Below are 17427 nucleotides of genomic sequence, written 5' to 3' on the forward strand. Positions count from 1 at the left end.
CCGAGTCTAGCGAGGGTGGGGTGGCGGCTCGCCTACCACGTGGGAATGGCGGGGCGAGGGTCGGGCTCGAGCGCATAGAGCTGCTCGGCAGTGGCGTTGGCCTCAGCAAGCAGGAGCCGCTGGGGATGGAACTGCAGGGGCGGGGGAGCCGTGGCGGCGAGGCGCGAACCGAGCGCACCGCTCCTCGAGAACTCGGCACCGGCGGCGCGCAGCTCGATGAGTTCGGCGACGCTCTCGTGATCGCCGCGTTCAAACGAGAGCTCGAAACCGATCTCGTAGGCGAGCTCCGCATATTGCCGTACGAAGTCTTGCCGCAGGCGAGCATCCTCGGCGATGAACACCGCACGAGTGAGAAACACTGCGGCAGTGAGGGCGAGCCCAGCGGCGCTGGCAATACGCTGCGGTGACGGCTCGGGGGCGTCGAGTTCCCATTGGCGGATGAAGTTCGCCACGGCAACGTCCATCGCGGCGGCGAGGAGCGGCAGACCGAGTGTGAGCGCAAGTGGGCGGGTTTGCGCGAGCAACTCGACGGCTTCAACGTGGAGCGCCGAATCGGTCGTCGCGAGCGCGGCATCCTGGGTGGCGGCAGCCAGACGGAATGCTGCGGTCACCGCGCCGAGGTCATCGCCGCTGGCTTGGGCTGCTCGAAATGCGGATGCGTAGCCCTCGCGGGCGAGCATGACTCGCTCGTCGAGGTGCTCGCGATGGGCGCGCGCTTGGCTGGCGTTGGCGTGATGGCGGGGATCGAGGAATTCGGCATGGGTCTCGACGTACTCGGCGTACGCATCAGTCGCTGTGGCCCGCGCGGCGAAGTCTTCCCGCGCAACCAGATCCTCCTGGGCCGCAAGTGGCGCCTGCGCGGCAACGGCCGCCCGCAATTGCATGATGGCGGCCCGATCGGTGATGGTGGTCGCAAGTGCATCTGCCCGTGTGAGGGTCGCCCCGGCCGCGGTGATCTCGCCGCAGAGCAATTGCGCCTGCGCCAAACCAATCACGGCGGAGCCCAGGAGTTCTGGCTGCCGCGCTGCCCGCGCTCGCGCCGTCGCCTCGAGGTAGAGGTCGCGCGCTTGCGGGTAGTGCTCGCGCAAAAGCTCGATGGCACCCAATGAGGTGAGGGCAGCCGCGTGTCGTTGCTCGGGCTGGAGCGTGTGCGGTGCCAGATCGAGTGCGGCTGCAGTTTCGCGAGCGGCCGAGTCGAGGTCATGGCTCGCTTGGTAGACAGCACTGCGCGACATGCGTAGGCCCCACTCGTGATCGTTGAGGCGCACGGCTTCCAAGCCACGCTCGCGCTGCCGGGTGATCGCGGCCTGCGCATCGGCGAGCTGATCGAGGGCGCCGCTGAAGTCACCCGCCTGCACGAACAGGTGGTGAGCGAACAGCGCGATGCGTGAGCGGGCGTCGTCGGCCGAGACCGGCTCAGTCACGGTCGCGGCGAGCTGTTGCGCTGCCACAAAGCTCGTCTGCCAATTCGGGTCGCCGGCGTCGATGAGTCTTGCCGCCTGTTCGAGCAGTTCGCGCACGCGCACAGCATCCGCGGTGAACTCAGGATCGGCCATGTAGCCATCTTCTCAGTTGCGTAAGCTCGATTCGCCCGCAAGTCGCCCACTTCGCCGAGGAGCACCATGTCGCCGCTGCGTCCCCGCACTGCTGTGCTGGCGGATGCCTGGGATGCGGCGCAGCTTAATGCTCCAGCGTTCACCAATAGGGATGGCCGGGTGCTCGCCCGCGCGATCAAATGCGTGCTCGATCCGCTCGTGATTCAGCCGCGCCGACGCCCGCAACTCGCAAAGCCGCTCCTCAACGAGGATGCATTGCACGAATTGCAAGAACTCCTCACCGCCGAGTGTGAGCGGCTCGAGGCGGCGAGCGAGTGGTTTGCCCTGCTGCGTGCCGAACGTCGTCGCCGCCGCATCACTGTCGGCAATGCCCAAGAGCTGTATCTGCCCCGGGCGTATGAGCTCGCCGCGCAGTTTGGGCATCCCGAGTCAAACGAGCAGGCTGCTGAAGCCGTCGCAGAGGTGATTGACGAGGTGCACGTGGCCGCTGGTGACGATCTCAGCGACTATTTCGGCGATGAGAATGCGGTGAGTGCGGCCCAGACGCAACTCGACGAGGCCTGGAGTCACCTAGGCGAGCAGCCGAATGCACCCGATCTCACGAACCTGGCGCACACCGTGCGAGCGATCCTTGAGCCGGCGAGCGAAACTGCGCTACGGGCCCGCTGGCGCGAGCTGCTCGAGCATGGCGAGGTTGCCGCCCTCGGCCAGGTTGCCAGGCGCACCGACGGGGCAGTGGCTGAGTTTCTTGCTGTTGCCGAGGGCGCGCCGCAGGCGGCGATCTCCCGACACACTCCGTTTTTGCCACCCGAAGTGGTGTCGGAAGCCGCCGCCGCGGCACCCCTCGATCGCGCGCTCATCACTCGGGTGCGGGCGGCCATGCGCCGCTGGCGGGCGCACTCGTCACCGCCACCAATCGCGGAAGTGGTGGAGATCGAAGCTGGTCGCACGGCATCAGCCTGGGGCCTCGACGACGAATCACTCCGTGCCGCATTTCTCGTCGGCGTTACCGCTGCCGGTGCACTCAACCCGCTCGCCGGGCCAGCGGGCGAGCAGGTGCCGCAGCTCGCCCGAGAACTGCAGGCGCGCGCTCGGGCCTCGGCGCATGTGCTGCACCTGCGGCGCGTGCTCCACGTGGGTGCCCCGGTGCATCCACTCCAGGCCGATCTCGTCGCTGAACTGAACCAATTTGCCCACCCGTATTTACGGCGTTTGTGGGTGCGCTTGCACGGTCGCGATGTGCTCGACGACTCGCTCGCGGGCGAAGAGTTGCGCGACCTCCTCACCGGCATCTTGAGGTCGGTGCTCCAGGATGAAAAACAGCGCCTGCGCGCGGTGCTGGAACGCTCGGAAGGAGCGGCGGATGCGGCTGCATGACTTGGCAGGGCTCCTGCGCCTGAGCCCGTCCGCTGAGGTGCCCGGTCACACGGACGCGGCCGATGCACCATTGCGCGTCGCGGTCGAATGTGCCGGAGCCGTCTTGGAATGGTCTCGGGAAGCTGCTTCCGGAACACTCCCGATGCTGACACTCCTTGACCTCGACGACGCGCACTGGCTTTGGCAGCTGATCGGCGACTCGGCGCACGCGCGGCTCCTCGAAACTGCCGCGCACCGTGCCGGGCTACCTGCAGGTGGTGCCGAGCTTGACATCGAGCTGAATGACGAGCTGCTCCTGCGGCTACACCGATTTGCTCACGGACTCTGGTTGCGCAGTTGGTGGCCGGCATCGACCCTTGATGGCATTCCGGTGCTTGACGCGGCCCTCCTCGACGCCGAACTCGCGGCCCTCGCTGACGAGCTCGATGACGTGTTGCTCGACGGTGGCGATGACCAAACTTCGCTGCTCTTGGCGCGGTCGAGCCCAATCGAATATGCCCGCCTGGCGCATTCAAGCGAGCCCGAGATTGCCCGCTTCGCCGCGTCGGCACTCGACGCACTCGGCTATTCGCTCGAGGAGTTCTCGCCCGCCGAAGTCGCCGAGCGCGCCGACTATGCGCTCGCCGCGGGCGCGCGCACGACCCCGAACGAGGGCATGATTGCCGGATTCGCCGAACCGAATTGGCAGGCCGTGCCGGCCGGACTGATCGATGCGAGTGAGCGGGCCGTGGGCTGGACGCTCGACATTGGTGGCGATGTGCAACTCCAGGTGCAGGCGCAATTGCTCCCCGGTGGTGAGCGATTGGTAGCGGGTATTCCGGTGACCGTGCGTGGCGGTGGCAACGACCTCGGCCGCGGACTGCTCGATGCGCAGGGGAGCGCGGCGCTCCACCTCGACCTGAGTGCGGCCGAGGCTTGGCTCCTCACCGCAGAAGACCTGCGCGTTCGCCTTGGCTACGGAGCCGCAACAGAACCTCCGCAACTGCGCGACCGCATCCGCACCCTCGCCGCAACGCGAATGCGCGCCGAAGATGCGCTCACGCTGGCCGCCGAACGTGAGGTCGCCGCTCGCGACTATTAGGCGGAGCGAAACTTGTGATCGGTAGCGAACAGCAGCTCATAACTTCGTCATCGACGGAAGCCGCAAGGGCCTCCGCAGACGAAATGGAGTAGCCATGATCCGCAAGTCCCTCGCCGCCACCGGTGCCGCATTCGCCCTCGCGCTCACCCTTGCCGCGTGCAGCACCGACGCTCCGGCCGACACGAGTGCCCCGGCCGACACGACTGCCCCCGCTGACGCAGGTTCAACGACCGACACTTCGAGCGAGGCAACGACGAACGACGGCGCCGCGGATGCTGGCGCTGAAGCAGGGAGCGCCGGTGCCGGTGGCGTCTCGCTCACCGTTGATGGCCAGCAGATCGAGATCACCGACCCGCAGGTGGTCTGCGCTGATGCGGGTGGCGCCTACGCCATCTCGGTCGCCTCAACGAGCGCCAACACCGGCCAGGGACTCGGCGCCACGCTGAGTTCGCCCGAGGGTGAGTCGGTGACCGCGGTGGGTCTCGTCACCGCCGACGGCATGGCCGTTGCCTACGCCGAGGGCTCGGGCATGGGCTCGGCGGCGGCGACCAAGGATGGCAACACCTACACGATCAGCGGTGAGGGCATTGTCACCGACACCAACAACCCGACGAGCTTCGAGACGGTTCCCTTCGAGTTCGTGGTTACCTGTAACTAACGCAATACCCGAGTTGAGGCTCCCGAAGTGCAGGCTCGGGAGCCTCAACACATTCGCGGGAGAGGATCGGGCCACGATGCAACGAGCGCTGCTGATCAAGTACGCCGAAGCCGGGGCAGAAAACCCCACCGGCTACTTCTCATGGCGCTGGAACGACCGCCCGCAAGACATCGCGACCGCACGCATCCGGGCCACGACGCTCACGCGCATCGACGAGTTGCTCAGCGATGCGCTTCCCGAACCACGAGGCGAAGAAACGCCGAGCGAGGCGCTCGAACGGGCGCTGCGGCGAGGCGCACTCGCGCATCCCGAGTCCACCGCTGAACTCGGTGCCGCCCTCGCCGATGCCCTCCTGCCACCAGGGCTTCTTCACCTCCTCGATGCGCCGGGCGGTGGCGCGAAGCCGCGGCTGCGCATCCAGCCGTCGCCAACGCTCGCGCGGGTGCCCTGGGCCCTGTTGCGACCGGCTCCGAATCGGCGACCACTTGCCGAGACCGCCACGATCGAAACCAATGTGCCTGCGGCCATTGCTGCCAGGGCGAAGCAACAGAATGCGTTCGCCGCTGGGGAGCGCATTGTCGCGGTGATCGACCCGCGCGTACCGGGGCAGGCGGCAACTGGCCCGCTCGGTTCGGTGCTCGGCCGCCCGACTGCCGACGACCCGCTCGCGTCACTCCTCGATTATGGCGAGCGGCTCTGGCCCCGCGTCACCGAATATGAGCAACTTGCCCGCCGCACCGATACCGATCGCCATTGGCTTCGTGACGCATGTGCGGATGCGGCTCGGCTCCTCTACGTTGGCCACGTCACCGCGGCTGACCTCAACACTGCCGCGGGGGAGCAATCGGCGCTCCACCTCTGCTGTCGCGACGAAGCCGGGCGCCACGACCCACTCACCGCGGGCGAACTGGTCAACGCAGCGATCACGCTGCCACCGCGTTGCGCGCTGATCGCCTGCGGTTCCGGTTCAGACCTCCGCAGCGCAGAGCCGATGGGCCTCGCGCTCGCGGCAATGCTCGGTGGCGCGCGACTCGTCACGGCCTGCGCCTGGACAGTCCCCACCGATCTTGCACTCGCGAGCTTCGCCGGAGAGTTGCACGGTCGCTCGCCACTGCGGGAACTCATCCTCGCCGTAGACCGGGCACACGAGGGCAGCGATCCCGCCGCCGACCTCGCGGCCTGGCAGGCAGAGCGAGCCGAGGACTGGGCATCTGGGGGAGCGGTGGCTGACTCACCCCTCCTCTGGGCAACGCTGAACACGCTCACGCTCGGCAGTGGTTCCTGAACGGCCAGCAACAAACTCGTGATCGGTAGATGTCCGCCGACTCTGCCCGCCGCGCCTAGACTTGGGTGGTCATGACTGCTTCAACGCTCGGACCGCACGGTCTGCTCTTGCTCGACAAGCCGGCCGGTATCACGAGCCACGATCTCGTAGCCCGCACCCGCCAGGCGCTGAACACCCGCAAGGTGGGACACGCTGGCACCCTCGACCCGATGGCCACCGGACTCATGCTCCTCGGCATCGGCGATGCGACGCGCCTGCTCACCTACCTCGTCGGCGAAGACAAGACCTATGAGGCCACCGCGCGTCTCGGCATCGCCACGAATACCGAGGATGCTGAGGGCGAAGTTACCGCGACGAATGCCGTTGACGAGGTGGCCGCGGTGAGCGAAAGCGAGATCCGCGCGGCTGTCGCCTCGTTCCACGGCCCGATCTCACAGGTGCCAAGCGCAGTGTCGGCCATCAAGATTGACGGCAAGCGGGCCTACCAGCGAGTGCGCGAAGGCGAAGAGGTCGAGCTACCGGCGCGTGATGTGGTGATCCACGAGATTGAAGTGCTCGGCATCGATGAGGTGCAACTCGACGACACCGGTGCTCCCGAAACAAAGGTCATCGACCTGCAGTTCCGCGTGCGCTGTTCATCCGGCACCTATGTGCGGGCACTTGCCCGCGATATCGGCGCTCGCCTCGGCCTTGGTGCCCACCTCACCGCCCTGCGCCGCACCACCATCGGACCCTTCCGCGTGCGCGATGTTGCCGATCTCGAGGATGCAGCACTTGCTGAGCACCTCCTCAGCTCGGCCGAGGTCGCCCGCGCTCGCTTCCCACACTTCACCGCATCCGCCGCTGAAGCCGCAGCCCTGCGCCACGGACAGCGCATTGCACCGCCTGAAGCGTTGCTTTCCGAGCGTGGCCCCATCGCCACCCTCGCACCCGACGGCGCACTCATCGGCATCGTCGAGGTGCGCGGCGGCCGCACGCGCACGCTCATGAACCTGCCACACCGACCGGAGGACGCCGCATGATCGAATGGTTCACCTGGATTCAATTCGGTGTGGGTCTGCTGGCCGGCATCATCTGCCTCGTGGCTGCCTTCATGAAGAAGCTCCCCAACGACCTAACCGCAGGATCGGTGGCAGTCGTTGGCGTGCTCACAGTCATTCAGGTCATCCTCGCCATCGTGTTGCCGCTATTCGGCAACGTCTGCAAGGGCGATGGACTCGAATATTGGATGTACCTCATCACCGCCGCGATCATCCCGCCGGCCGCGATTCTCTGGGCACTCATTGAACGCAATCGCTGGGCCAACGCGGTGCTCGGCGTCGCCGCCTTTGCTGTCGCCGTGATGATCTTTCGCATGCAGCAGATCTGGCTCGGCAATGCGCCGTTCATCGGCTGAACCTCTGAGATACTGAACCAATCATGCAAGCTTCCCGGGTGCTCGTCGCGGTCTACGTCGTGCTCTTCTTGGCTGCCACCGGCCGGAGTATCGTGCAGATCGTGCGGAGCTTTGATCAGGCGCCGCTCGCATACGGTCTCAGCGCGCTCGCGGCAGTCGTGTACCTCCTCGCGGGTATCGCGCTTGCCTTCGTCCACCGCTCACCTGCCTGGCAACGCATCGCCTGGGTTGCGGTCGGGTTCGAGTTCCTCGGCGTACTCATCGTCGGCACTCTCTCGGGTTTGCATCCCGAGCTCTTCCCGGCCGACACCGTGTGGAGCGGCTTTGGCCGCGGCTATCTCTACATTCCGCTCGTGCTCCCGCTCATCGGAATTGCGTACCTTGAGGCGCGACCGGCTCAGCGTCGTCAGGCGGTGATCGCATGATCGTCGTTCGTGATCCGGCTGACTTCCCGGCGCAATTGCGACCCAGCGCTATCACCATCGGCAAGTTCGACGGGTTGCACCGCGGGCACGCGGCACTCATCGACGAACTCCATGCGCAGGCTGAATCGCGTGGCTTGAGCACGGTTGTCGTCACCTTCGATCGGCATCCGGCTGCGGTGTTCGCCCCCGAGCGGGCACCGTATCCGATTGTGTCGCTCGGACAGAAGATCGACCTACTCGCCGACCACGCGGTCGATGCGACGGTGGTGCTTGAGTTCAATGAAGAACTCTCGCAGCGCTCGGCGCTCGAGTTCGTGCGCGACATCCTGGTGGCACAACTCGGGGTGCAATTGCTCATCGTCGGGAGCGACTTCCGCTTCGGTCACCGTGGTTCCGGTGACGTGGATTTCTTGCGCGAGCACGCAGAAGAGTTTGGCTACGACGTGATCGTGCCGGTGGATGCACTCGGCGAAGACGGTCGCCGAGCCTCGTCGACGTGGTTGCGCGAGGCACTTGACGCGGGCGATGTGGGCACGGTGTCGGAGTTGCTCGGTCGCGACCACTCGCTCACCGGCGTCGTCGGGCACGGGGCAAAGCGCGGGCGCGAACTCGGGTTCCCGACAGCGAATTTGGATGCGGACAGCGTCGAAGGATTCATCCCCGGCGACGGGGTGTACGCGGGGTGGTTCACCGTTGACGGTGAGCAGTATCCGGCAGCGATCTCGGTGGGGAACAACCCCACCTTTGATGGGGTGCCGCAGCGACAGGTTGAGGCGCACCTCATTGGTGTGGCGCTTGATCTCTATGACAAGCGCGTCGAGGTGTCGTTTGTGAAGCGCATCCGCGGCATGGAAAAGTTCTCGAGCATTGACGAGCTCGTCGAGCGAATTGCCTGCGACGTCGACGAGGCGGCCGCGGCGCTGCGGTAGTTGGTGGCGGGGGGTCTCGATACGACTCCGCTGCGCTACGTCTACTCGACCAACCACAGCATTGGGTGGTCGAGTAGGCCGAAGGCCGTATCGAGACCCCCGCAACAGCCGATCAGCCGAGCGGCTTCCGCCCAAACAGGTGCATCACGATCTCCGCCGCGGTCGCATCCAGGGCCGCGCCTGCGCCGATCTGCCAGCGTGCATCCGTCGCCCGCAGTGAGCGCGTGCGCGCGATCCGCGCATCCTTGCCACCAGTGCGCAACCGTGCCAGCGCCACCGCGCCGGTCGAACGCGGGCTCAAACGCAGTGATTCGCCAAGCGCCTCGGTGATGTCATAGGCGTGCACGATGGCCTCAGTGAGCTCGATGATGCCGGTGCGGCCTTCGCCGCGCAGACGACTGGCCGCGATATCACGCAACGACGCAAGTAGCTGCTCAGTTGACGCCTGTGCTTCCTGTCGCGCGATGCGGTCAATCGCCTTGTTCGGGTTGAAACCGGCGGCAAGACCGGCGCCGAGTCCCGACCGCACCATTTCACCCGTCGAGGCACCCAAACGCCACACCAGGTGGCCAACAACATCGCGCACACGCCAGCCCTCACACAGGCTCGGCGCTTCCCACGCTTCCGCGTCAAGCTCTTCAAGCAGTGCCGCGAGCCGGTCGATCGTGGTGGCGATGTGGGCGCTCCAGTCGCCGGAAACTCGATTGGCGGGTCGCGAAAAATCGTTGTTCTCGCCGGGACCGGCTTCATTGAAATACGGGGACCGCTCGTTCACTTCGCTCACCCGGCCAAGTATTGCACTGGCATCATGAGTGACGGGCTACAATAGGGCTCGACGCCTGCGACGGTCGGAATCTCTGTATGTTCCGCGTCCGCGTCCCGATGGGTTCGCTCATCGCCAGAACGTACGGCTTGCGGCCGAATCGACCGCAAGCGATGCAGTCGGTTGGAGTACGCAAACTTCGCTCGACCAGTCCGAAGGAGACGCATGGCGTCGAAAAAACGCTCCCGCGTGCAACACCACCAGGGCCACCGCAAGCGCGCGGCGGTCGACAACACCGGTGTGATCCCGCAGCTCGCGAAAGCCGCCCGCGAAGTCGAGGCGGCCGCGGTTCGCGGGCGCATTTCGCCGGCAAATCGCACGAAGTTCCAGGTTGTGGCGCTCCTCATGCGTGAAGAACGCGCCCGCCTAAAGACGAGCGCAGACGTGAGCGATAGCGAGCGCAATGAGTCGATGAAGCGGCTCGACGGTCTCGCCGCGATTCTCGCGAAGACTGCCGCGCGTGACACCTCGCTGATTGACCTCCTCAAGGCTGAGGCGCCGACGACGCCGCAGGCGCGGGCGCTGCGCAAGCAGATGCTCTTCGCGGGCGGTGTCGACATGGTCGTCGACGACGAACCGACGCCCGAACCCGAGCCCATCGTTGCCAAGCTGCCTGAGGCGATTCGCGAGCGTCAGGTGCTACCGACGAGTGTGAAAACTCGAGTGCGCTCCTCGCCGTTCCTCGCCCCGAAGCTCGAGAATCTGCGTCCGCACATCCCGCACTACTCGCGCCTGCACGATTGGGAGTTGCTCGGTCCCATCCTCAAGGCGTTCGAAACCGGTGCCGGTGGGGGAGCTGCCTCAATGGAGCTTCCGCAACCGCCGCGCTTTGACCGCGTCGCGCCGGCTGGTCGTGAACTCATGCCGCACCAGGCCGCGCTCGTCGAGTCGGTGCGCCAGGGCCACCGCCAGTTCCTCCTTGCTGATGAGCCGGGTCTCGGCAAGACCGCGCAATCGGTGCTCGCCGCATCCGTTGCCGATGCCTACCCGCTCCTGTGCGTGGTGCCGAACGTCGTCAAGACAAACTGGGCGCAGGAAGTCGAGCGCTGGACACCTGGCCGCCGCGCCACGGTGATCAGTGGCGATGGCGAAGATGTCGACGCGTTCGCTGATGTGTTCATCGTCAACTACGAGATCCTCGACCGACACATTGGCTGGCTGCGCCGAATTGGTTTCCGCGGCATGGTCGTGGATGAAGCCCACTTCATCAAGAATCTGCAATCGCAGCGCTCACGCCTCGTGATGGAACTCGCGAACTCGATTCGCGCACACGTTCCGGGTGACGAGCCTCTGCTTATGGCGCTGACCGGTACGCCGCTCATCAACGACGTCGAAGACTTCCGGGCCATCTGGCAGTTCCTCGGTTGGGTTGAGGCGAGCGGCAATGAGAGCGGCGTTGAGTTCCGGCCCTCGCAAGAGCTGCTTGATCGCTTGGATGCGACGGGTCTCGTGCCCTCCGACCCGGGCTTCCTCGCCGCCGCGCGTCGCGCGGTGATCGATATGGGCATTGTGCGTCGCCGCAAAATTGACGTCGCCACCTCGCTGCCCTCAAAGCGCATCATCGACATGCCGATCGAGCTCGACACCGAGGAGGGCGCATCCATTCGCCGTGCCGAGCAGCTCCTCGTCGCGCGCCTGCTCGCACGCTACGACCGGATGCTCGCCGCGGCCGACTTGGCCCCGGGCACGATCGATCTCGCCCGCATCCGGATGCTCGCGCGTCACGAAGTCGAGGAATCGAAGGCGTCGAGCTCGGGCGATTCGATCTTCAAGATGCTCCACCGCATCGGTGTTGCGAAATCGCAGCTCGCTGCCGAATACGCGGCGCAGCTCGCACACTCGGTGGGCAAGGTCGTCTACTTCGCCAAGCATGTTGAGGCGATGGATCGCGCCGAGGCCACGTTTGCGGCCGAGGGGGTGCGTTCGGTGTCGATTCGCGGCGATCAATCAACTGCCGCGCGCGATCGCGCCATCGAGGCCTTCCAGACCGATCCTGAGGTGCAAGTCATCGTCTGTTCGCTCATGGCTGCTGGCGTCGGCATCAACCTGCAGGTCGCGAGCGATGTGGTGCTCGCCGAACTCAGCTGGACCGCCGCTGAGCAGACGCAGGCAATCGACCGCGTGCACCGCATCGGTCAGGAGGCCCCGGTGACCGCCTGGCGCATCCTTGCCTCGCAGACCATCGACGGTCACGTTGCCGAGCTCATCGACTCGAAGCAGGGGCTCGCGGCGCGTGCACTCGAGGGCACCGACGCGGGCGAGCAGCTCAGCGACGATATCCAGGTCGAAGCGCTCGTGCAGCTTGTGCTCGAGGGGCTACAGAAGCGTCGCTAGACGCGAGAAAAATTGCCTGGTGGATGCGGTGTTCTTTGTTGGCACCGCATCCACTGTCATAGACGGCGGAATACTCGCTCAAGTGGCTGAAAACGAACGCTATTCACCGTATGATGGTCGCGACGTGTGGCAATGATGCTGCCCAGAACAACGCAGGAGAGGCGACCAGATGACGCAGGCGCAAGAGTTTCGTATCGAACGCGACTCGATCGGTGAGATGGAGATTCCCGCAACCGCGTACTGGGGGGTGAATACCGCCCGTGCCGTGGAGAACTTCGACATCGCGCGCCGCCCGATCAGCGTCTATGCCGATTTCATTGTCGCGCTTGCGCAGGTGAAGCAGGCCGCCTGCCGCGCCAACGTCGACATCGGTGTGCTCGACCCCGAGATCGCCAAGTACATCGACCAGGCCTGCCAGGATGTCATCAACGGCAAACTGCACGACCAGTTCATCGTCGGTGTGATTCAGGGTGGTGCCGGCACCTCCTCGAACATGAATGCCAACGAGGTCATCGCGAACCGCGCGCTCGAACTCGCCGGCCGCCCCTTCGGTGACTACGGCTTCATCTCGCCGAACGACCACGTCAATATGTCGCAGTCGACGAACGACGCCTATCCGACGGCTGTCAAGCTCGGCCTCGTTCACTCGATGAACAACCTCATCGCCGAGCACGAACTGCTCCAGGATGCCTTTAACAAGAAGGGCGAGGAGTTCAAGACCATCCTCAAGGTCGGCCGCACGCAGATGCAGGATGCTGTGCCGATGACCCTCGGTCAGGAGTTCCACGGCTTCGCCACCACGAGCGGCGAAGACATTCAGCGCCTGCGCGAGGTGCTGCCGCTGTTGCTCGAGGTGAACCTCGGCGCCACGGCCATCGGCACCGGAATCAACGCCCACCCGGGCTACGCCGAGTCGATCATTCGCCACCTGCGCGACATCTCGGGCTTCCAGCAGCTCGTCACCGCCCACGACCTCATCGAGGCGACGAGTGACACGGGCGTCTTCATGTCGGTGTCGAGCGTGATGAAGCGCGCGGCGATGAAGCTGTCGAAGATCTGCAACGACCTGCGTCTGCTCTCGTCGGGTCCGCAGGCCGGCCTCGGTGAGATCAACCTGCCTGCTCGTCAGGCCGGTTCGTCGATCATGCCTGGCAAGGTTAACCCGGTTATTCCTGAGGCGGTCTCGCAGGTTGCCTTCGCAATCGTCGGGTCTGACGTCACCGTGTCTTTCGCTTCCGAGGCCGGTCAGCTGCAGCTCAACGCCTTTGAGCCGGTCATGATGCACGTGCTCATGCAGAACTCGACCTGGCTGCGCCGCGCCATGTGCACCCTGCGCGTCAACTGTGTCAACGGCATCACTGCAAACGCCGAAAAGACCGAGGCGCAAGTTGCCGCCTCGATCGGCCTGGTGACCGCGCTCAACCCGCTCATCGGTTACACCGCCGCCTCGGCGATCGCGAAGCGCGCACAGAAGACCGGCGAGAACGTCGGCGACATTGCCGTCGAAGAGGGCCTCCTCACTCGCGAGCAGGTCACCGAGATGCTCCGCCCCGAGTCACTCGCGGGCAAGCTTCCCGACAGCACCTCGATTCGGATGCTCACCGACGCCGAGATCGCTGAGCAGGAGCGCAAGATCAACTCGCTCGACTCAAGCGAACTCGCCTAGTGAGCGAAACGATGGGCTAGCCCACGAAACGAATGCGACTCCGCACCTTAGGTGCGGAGTCGCATTCGTTGTAGGGCGAATCGGCGTTTCGCCTATTCGCGAAGATTGCGCTCGTCAGCGTGGCCCTCGTCGATCATTTCGTCATGCTCGGTCGCGAGGTCATCGAGCGATTGCTCACGCAAATCGCCGACCGCGATGAGGTTCTGCGCCTGCTTTTCGAGATTGCGTTCGACGGCGTCGTCGAAGCGCTCACGATTGCGTTCGACAACCTCGTCAATGCTCTCGCCGATTTCTTCGTAGCGCCGCTTGAGGTCTTCGCGCAACGATTCGGTCGTGTGCACCAATCGGGTCGGCAGTTCGCGTGATTGCTCGCTGATGGTGCCGGTGAGTCGGGCGATGCTGTCGGAAGCATCGTCGAGACGCGACTGGGCAAACTCACCCGCGCGCTTAGCGGTATCGGATTGGGCGACCTTCTTTGTGACCTCGACGATCTGGTCGTAGCGCTCACGCCCGGCACGGGCACCAAGCACAAATCCCGCTCCAAGACCGACGACAAACATCACTCGCTTCATGGCTACCAATCTATCTGGTGGACTCGGGCGTCCACTGTGTCACGCACCAGGCGGTGGGGGACTACCCTGGTGGGCACGCGTCGGCCCAGTCTGGTCTGCCGCGGTGACGTGAAAGCGAATGAATGAGCATTACCGACGACGCACGCGCGCGAGTTCGACGGGCACGCGGCCGGGCCCGGCGCGCGCCCATCGCGTGGATCGCGGCAGTCGGGTTCTTCGTGCTGGTCGCCCTCATCGTGGTTGGCTGGCTACTCATCACCTGGAAAGTCGATGCGGTGGTCATGGCGATTCCGGCGCTCATTCCGCTTGGCATCGTGCTCGCCGCAGTGCACTGGCTTGATCGCTGGGAACCAGAACCGCCCATGCTGCTCGTGTTCTGTGCGGCGTACGGGGCGGGTGCGTCAGTGGTGGGCACGCTCATCACCGGCAACTTCCTCCTCGGGGTGGCCTCGAACTACATCGAGGACCAGAAAGACGTCAATGCCTTCTCGGTGCTCGTGCAGGGGCCAATCACCGAAGAAGTGATCAAGGGCATCGGCATCCTGCTCATCCTCCTCATTGCCCGACGCGAACTTGATGGGCCGCTCGACGGCTTCATCTATGCCGCGGTAATCGGGGCGGGCTTCGCCTTCACTGAGAACGTCATCTACTTCGCCTCATCCGGTTCGACGGGCGTCGAATTCGTGTGGTTGCTCGTTGTGCGCTGCATCCTCTCGCCGTTCGCGCACGCGCTGTTCACCGGCGTGTATGGGGCCGCAATCGGTTGGGCCGCACGCCGCCGTGATCTCTGGCGATTCCTGGCATTCGGTGCCGCGGGCCTGGTGGGTGCCATCCTCATGCACGCCTTCTGGAACGGTGGCAGCGTGCTCGTCTTGCCCCTCATTGGCGTGGATCCGAGCAATCCATTCGGCTGGATCATCTACTACCTCGTCTTCCAGGTGCCGCTCTTTGGGCTGGCAGCCTGGGCGCTCATCCGTCTGCAAGATCACGACCTCGAAGTCATTCGATTTCGGCTGGATGAGTACCGTCGCGCGGGTTGGTTCACGAATGGCGAAGTGCGCATGATCACCGAGTGGGACGCGCGTCGCGCTGCAATCAAGTGGGGCCGCCTGCAGCCGGGTGAAGTTGATCGCGCCATGCGTGGATTCATCAACGATGCCACCCGACTCGCATTTGCTCGAGAACACGCATCGGTCGACAAGAAAGACCCGCGTCGCCGCGAAATCGAGAAAGAACTGCTCGCGGCAACCCGCGAACACCGGCTCGTGCTCAATGCCTCACAGCAGGCGCGTAAAGCGAACCCCGAGGCCGATGTGAAACCATCGGACGCATGACTGAACTCCAGAAGCCTGAAATCGAATTTCCCGACGGCCCCGCGCCGACCGAACTTGTCATCGAAGACATCGTGATTGGTGACGGTGCTGAAGCCGTTGCTGGCGGTGTGGTCGACGTGCACTACGTCGGCGTTGACTACGAATCGGGCGACGAGTTTGACTCGTCGTGGTCGCGTGGCGAGTCGGTCGAGTTTCCGCTTGGGATGCTCGTCAAGGGCTGGCAGCTCGGCATCCCCGGCATGAAGGTCGGCGGCCGTCGCAAGCTCATCTGCCCGCCGGCACTTGCCTACGGTGAGGCTGGTATGGGCCACCCGCTCTCGGGCCGCACGCTTATCTTCGTCATCGACCTGCTCGGCGCGAAGTAGTTCGGGGCGGGGCCGTATCTAGTTGCGCCGGAGTGCGCTATAGTTGTCAGGTTGCCGTGAAATCGGCCGCGGATAGAGAGAGTCGCCACACCCGTGGAAGACGCCGCGCAGCGAACGAAGGGAAACCTGCCAATGGCACTGAACGCCGAAGCAAAGAAGTCGATCATCGCCGAATATGCCACCCACGAGGGTGACACCGGCAGCCCCGAGGTGCAGATTGCTCTGCTCACCGCTCGCATCAAGGAGCTCACCGAGCACCTGAAGGAGCACAAGCACGACCACCACTCGCGTCGTGGACTGCTGCTCCTGGTTGGTCAGCGTCGCCGTCTGCTCAGCTACCTCACCGACGTGGACATCGCCCGCTACCGTAAGCTCATCGAGCGTCTCGGTCTGCGCCGCTAGTCGCACTGATTCACTCACGAAACCCCCGCATCCGTGTGGGGGTTTCGTGCATTTCCTCGCGCCTGCACCGTCCGCGTGAATAGGATGGAAGACATGGCGACCAGCGCGAGTAAAGAGAAGACACCCGGTCAGGCCGCGAAAGAAGCGAGCTCGTTCACGACGCTCGATGAGATTCGTGCGTCCGATCAGAGCACGTATGTGATGAACCCCGTCGGGCTGCCCGATATGACGCCCGAAGTTGACGAACTTAACGAACTTCAGGGCAATACCGGTGGCGACCCCAACGCGTGGCGTCAGGGCTACCCCTACGACAAGAAGATGACCCGTCGGGTCTACGAGCGTCAGAAGCGCCTGCTCCAGATCGAATTGCTTAAGCTGCAGACGCACATCAAGGAGACCGGGCAGAAGCTCATCCTGGTGTTCGAAGGTCGAGATGCTGCCGGTAAGGGTGGCTCGATCAAGCGGTTCATGGAACACCTCAATCCGCGTGGTGCGCGCACGGTGGCGCTCGAAAAGCCCACTGAAAAAGAAGCTTCGCAGTGGTACTTCCAGCGCTACGTCACCCACCTGCCCTCGGCCGGTGAGATCGTGCTCTTCGACCGCTCCTGGTACAACCGTGCCGGCGTTGAACGCGTCATGGGGTACTGCACCCCGACCGAATACCTCGAGTTCACCCGCTCGGCACCCGAGTTTGAGCGGATGCTCGTGAACTCGGGCATCAAGATCGTGAAGTTTTGGTTCTCGGTCGGTCGAGCCGAGCAACTCTCGCGCTTCGCCTCGCGACGTGATGACCCAGTGCGCCAGTGGAAGCTGTCGCCGACCGACCTCGCCTCGCTTGACCGCTGGGACGACTACACGGCGGCCAAAGAAGCCATGTTCTTCTACACCGACACCGGTGAGGCGCCGTGGATGGTGGTGAAGTCGAACGACAAGAAGCGGGCCCGCCTCGAGGCGATGCGTCACGTGCTCTCGCTCTACGACTACCCGAATAAGGACCGCCGCGTTGTCGGCACGCCCGACCCGAAGATTGTCGGCTCGCCGCGCGAGATCTACGACCAGGGCGAGCAACCTTCGGGCGAGTTCCCGCAGGTCAACCCGGGCGCACTCAGCGTCGAATAAGTCCCGGCTGGCTCGAAGTATTACGTTGCGCGTCGGCTCCCGAGCGGGGGAGCCGACGCGCGATTACGTTGGTGCGCACCTCATCAATTGCCCATCGAAGGAGCG

The 17427-nt window shown here is 64.7% G+C and carries 17 protein-coding genes; 14 read left to right on the top strand and 3 right to left on the bottom strand.

The window, feature by feature from the left end; genetic code table 11:
• Nucleotides 1-32: 32 nt before the first annotated feature.
• Nucleotides 33-1556 (bottom strand): hypothetical protein, encoded by a 1524-nt coding sequence (locus EG850_RS00880; protein WP_124968910.1) that lies wholly within the window; start codon nt 1554-1556, stop codon nt 33-35.
• Nucleotides 1557-1622: 66 nt separating this feature from the next.
• Here EG850_RS00880 and EG850_RS00885 point away from each other — a divergent pair, with 66 nt between their 5' ends.
• The 8 genes from EG850_RS00885 to EG850_RS00920 all read left to right on the top strand — a co-directional run bounded on the left by EG850_RS00885 (nt 1623) and on the right by EG850_RS00920 (nt 8707).
• Nucleotides 1623-2933 (top strand): hypothetical protein, encoded by a 1311-nt coding sequence (locus tag EG850_RS00885; RefSeq protein ID WP_124968912.1) that lies wholly within the window; start codon nt 1623-1625, stop codon nt 2931-2933.
• Nucleotides 2920-4014, top strand: a complete 1095-nt coding sequence (locus tag EG850_RS00890; RefSeq protein WP_124968914.1) for a hypothetical protein — start codon at nt 2920-2922, stop codon at nt 4012-4014. Before EG850_RS00885 ends, EG850_RS00890 begins: the two co-directional genes overlap by 14 nt.
• A 94-nt stretch (nt 4015-4108) precedes the next feature.
• Nucleotides 4109-4672, top strand: a complete 564-nt coding sequence (locus tag EG850_RS00895) for a lipoprotein LpqH (RefSeq protein WP_124968916.1) — start codon at nt 4109-4111, stop codon at nt 4670-4672.
• Nucleotides 4673-4748: 76 nt separating this feature from the next.
• Nucleotides 4749-5957, top strand: coding sequence for a CHAT domain-containing protein (locus tag EG850_RS00900; RefSeq protein WP_124968918.1), 1209 nt, complete (start codon nt 4749-4751; stop codon nt 5955-5957).
• 71 nt (nt 5958-6028) lie between these two features.
• Nucleotides 6029-6979 carry a tRNA pseudouridine(55) synthase TruB gene (truB, locus tag EG850_RS00905; protein WP_124968920.1) on the top strand — a complete coding sequence of 317 codons (951 nt, stop codon included), beginning with the start codon at nt 6029-6031 and terminating at the stop codon, nt 6977-6979.
• Nucleotides 6976-7353 (top strand): hypothetical protein, encoded by a 378-nt coding sequence (locus EG850_RS00910; protein WP_124968922.1) that lies wholly within the window; start codon nt 6976-6978, stop codon nt 7351-7353. The genes truB and EG850_RS00910 overlap by 4 nt, the downstream gene beginning before the upstream one ends.
• Nucleotides 7354-7376: 23 nt before the next feature.
• Entirely contained in the window at nt 7377-7778 is a 402-nt protein-coding gene (locus tag EG850_RS00915; RefSeq protein ID WP_124968924.1) for a hypothetical protein, read from the top strand.
• Nucleotides 7775-8707 (top strand): bifunctional riboflavin kinase/FAD synthetase, encoded by a 933-nt coding sequence (locus tag EG850_RS00920; protein ID WP_124968926.1) that lies wholly within the window; start codon nt 7775-7777, stop codon nt 8705-8707. Before EG850_RS00915 ends, EG850_RS00920 begins: the two co-directional genes overlap by 4 nt.
• A 112-nt stretch (nt 8708-8819) precedes the next feature.
• Here the strand turns inward: EG850_RS00920 and EG850_RS00925 are convergent, their stop codons facing one another.
• Nucleotides 8820-9491, bottom strand: coding sequence for a maleylpyruvate isomerase family mycothiol-dependent enzyme (locus EG850_RS00925; protein WP_235829156.1), 672 nt, complete (start codon nt 9489-9491; stop codon nt 8820-8822).
• A gap of 204 nt (nt 9492-9695) precedes the next feature.
• Between EG850_RS00925 and EG850_RS00930 the strand changes: the two genes are divergently transcribed.
• Both EG850_RS00930 and EG850_RS00935 read left to right on the top strand, forming a co-directional pair.
• On the top strand, nt 9696-11864 hold the full coding sequence (locus EG850_RS00930; RefSeq protein WP_124968929.1) for a DEAD/DEAH box helicase: 2169 nt from the start codon (nt 9696-9698) through the stop codon (nt 11862-11864).
• Between the two features lie 169 nt (nt 11865-12033).
• Nucleotides 12034-13530, top strand: a complete 1497-nt coding sequence (locus EG850_RS00935) for an aspartate ammonia-lyase (RefSeq protein ID WP_124968931.1) — start codon at nt 12034-12036, stop codon at nt 13528-13530.
• Between the two features lie 92 nt (nt 13531-13622).
• Here the strand turns inward: EG850_RS00935 and EG850_RS00940 are convergent, their stop codons facing one another.
• Complete coding sequence (locus tag EG850_RS00940; protein WP_124968933.1) at nt 13623-14102, bottom strand: hypothetical protein; 480 nt, start codon at nt 14100-14102, stop codon at nt 13623-13625.
• Nucleotides 14103-14224: 122 nt separating this feature from the next.
• On the opposite strand from EG850_RS00940, the gene EG850_RS00945 reads away from it, so the two are divergent.
• From EG850_RS00945 to ppk2, 4 genes are all read left to right on the top strand, one after another.
• The gene (locus tag EG850_RS00945; RefSeq protein WP_124968935.1) at nt 14225-15436 is read left to right on the top strand and encodes a PrsW family intramembrane metalloprotease; all 1212 of its coding nucleotides are present in this window, start codon (nt 14225-14227) and stop codon (nt 15434-15436) included.
• Complete coding sequence (locus tag EG850_RS00950; protein WP_124968936.1) at nt 15433-15801, top strand: FKBP-type peptidyl-prolyl cis-trans isomerase; 369 nt, start codon at nt 15433-15435, stop codon at nt 15799-15801. The genes EG850_RS00945 and EG850_RS00950 overlap by 4 nt, the downstream gene beginning before the upstream one ends.
• A gap of 132 nt (nt 15802-15933) precedes the next feature.
• Nucleotides 15934-16203 (top strand): 30S ribosomal protein S15, encoded by a 270-nt coding sequence (gene rpsO, locus EG850_RS00955; RefSeq protein WP_124968938.1) that lies wholly within the window; start codon nt 15934-15936, stop codon nt 16201-16203.
• Between the two features lie 93 nt (nt 16204-16296).
• Nucleotides 16297-17322 carry a polyphosphate kinase 2 gene (ppk2, locus tag EG850_RS00960; protein WP_235829157.1) on the top strand — a complete coding sequence of 342 codons (1026 nt, stop codon included), beginning with the start codon at nt 16297-16299 and terminating at the stop codon, nt 17320-17322.
• The last annotated feature ends 105 nt before the right edge of the window (nt 17323-17427 follow it).

The organism is Gulosibacter macacae (assembly GCF_003865375.1).
GTDB lineage: Bacteria > Actinomycetota > Actinomycetes > Actinomycetales > Microbacteriaceae > Gulosibacter > Gulosibacter macacae.

Excerpts from the sequence above, each read along its gene's own strand:
- EG850_RS00880 (WP_124968910.1), bottom strand. The coding sequence starts at position 1,556 with ATGGCCGATCCTGAGTTCACCGCGGATGCTGTGCGCGTGCGCGAACTG.
- EG850_RS00885 (WP_124968912.1), top strand. The coding sequence starts at position 1,623 with ATGTCGCCGCTGCGTCCCCGCACTGCTGTGCTGGCGGATGCCTGGGAT.
- EG850_RS00890 (WP_124968914.1), top strand. The coding sequence starts at position 2,920 with ATGCGGCTGCATGACTTGGCAGGGCTCCTGCGCCTGAGCCCGTCCGCT.
- EG850_RS00895 (WP_124968916.1), top strand. The coding sequence starts at position 4,109 with ATGATCCGCAAGTCCCTCGCCGCCACCGGTGCCGCATTCGCCCTCGCG.
- EG850_RS00900 (WP_124968918.1), top strand. The coding sequence starts at position 4,749 with ATGCAACGAGCGCTGCTGATCAAGTACGCCGAAGCCGGGGCAGAAAAC.
- truB (WP_124968920.1), top strand. The coding sequence starts at position 6,029 with ATGACTGCTTCAACGCTCGGACCGCACGGTCTGCTCTTGCTCGACAAG.
- EG850_RS00910 (WP_124968922.1), top strand. The coding sequence starts at position 6,976 with ATGATCGAATGGTTCACCTGGATTCAATTCGGTGTGGGTCTGCTGGCC.
- EG850_RS00915 (WP_124968924.1), top strand. The coding sequence starts at position 7,377 with ATGCAAGCTTCCCGGGTGCTCGTCGCGGTCTACGTCGTGCTCTTCTTG.
- EG850_RS00920 (WP_124968926.1), top strand. The coding sequence starts at position 7,775 with ATGATCGTCGTTCGTGATCCGGCTGACTTCCCGGCGCAATTGCGACCC.
- EG850_RS00930 (WP_124968929.1), top strand. The coding sequence starts at position 9,696 with ATGGCGTCGAAAAAACGCTCCCGCGTGCAACACCACCAGGGCCACCGC.
- EG850_RS00935 (WP_124968931.1), top strand. The coding sequence starts at position 12,034 with ATGACGCAGGCGCAAGAGTTTCGTATCGAACGCGACTCGATCGGTGAG.
- EG850_RS00940 (WP_124968933.1), bottom strand. The coding sequence starts at position 14,102 with ATGAAGCGAGTGATGTTTGTCGTCGGTCTTGGAGCGGGATTTGTGCTT.
- EG850_RS00945 (WP_124968935.1), top strand. The coding sequence starts at position 14,225 with ATGAGCATTACCGACGACGCACGCGCGCGAGTTCGACGGGCACGCGGC.
- EG850_RS00950 (WP_124968936.1), top strand. The coding sequence starts at position 15,433 with ATGACTGAACTCCAGAAGCCTGAAATCGAATTTCCCGACGGCCCCGCG.
- rpsO (WP_124968938.1), top strand. The coding sequence starts at position 15,934 with ATGGCACTGAACGCCGAAGCAAAGAAGTCGATCATCGCCGAATATGCC.
- ppk2 (WP_235829157.1), top strand. The coding sequence starts at position 16,297 with ATGGCGACCAGCGCGAGTAAAGAGAAGACACCCGGTCAGGCCGCGAAA.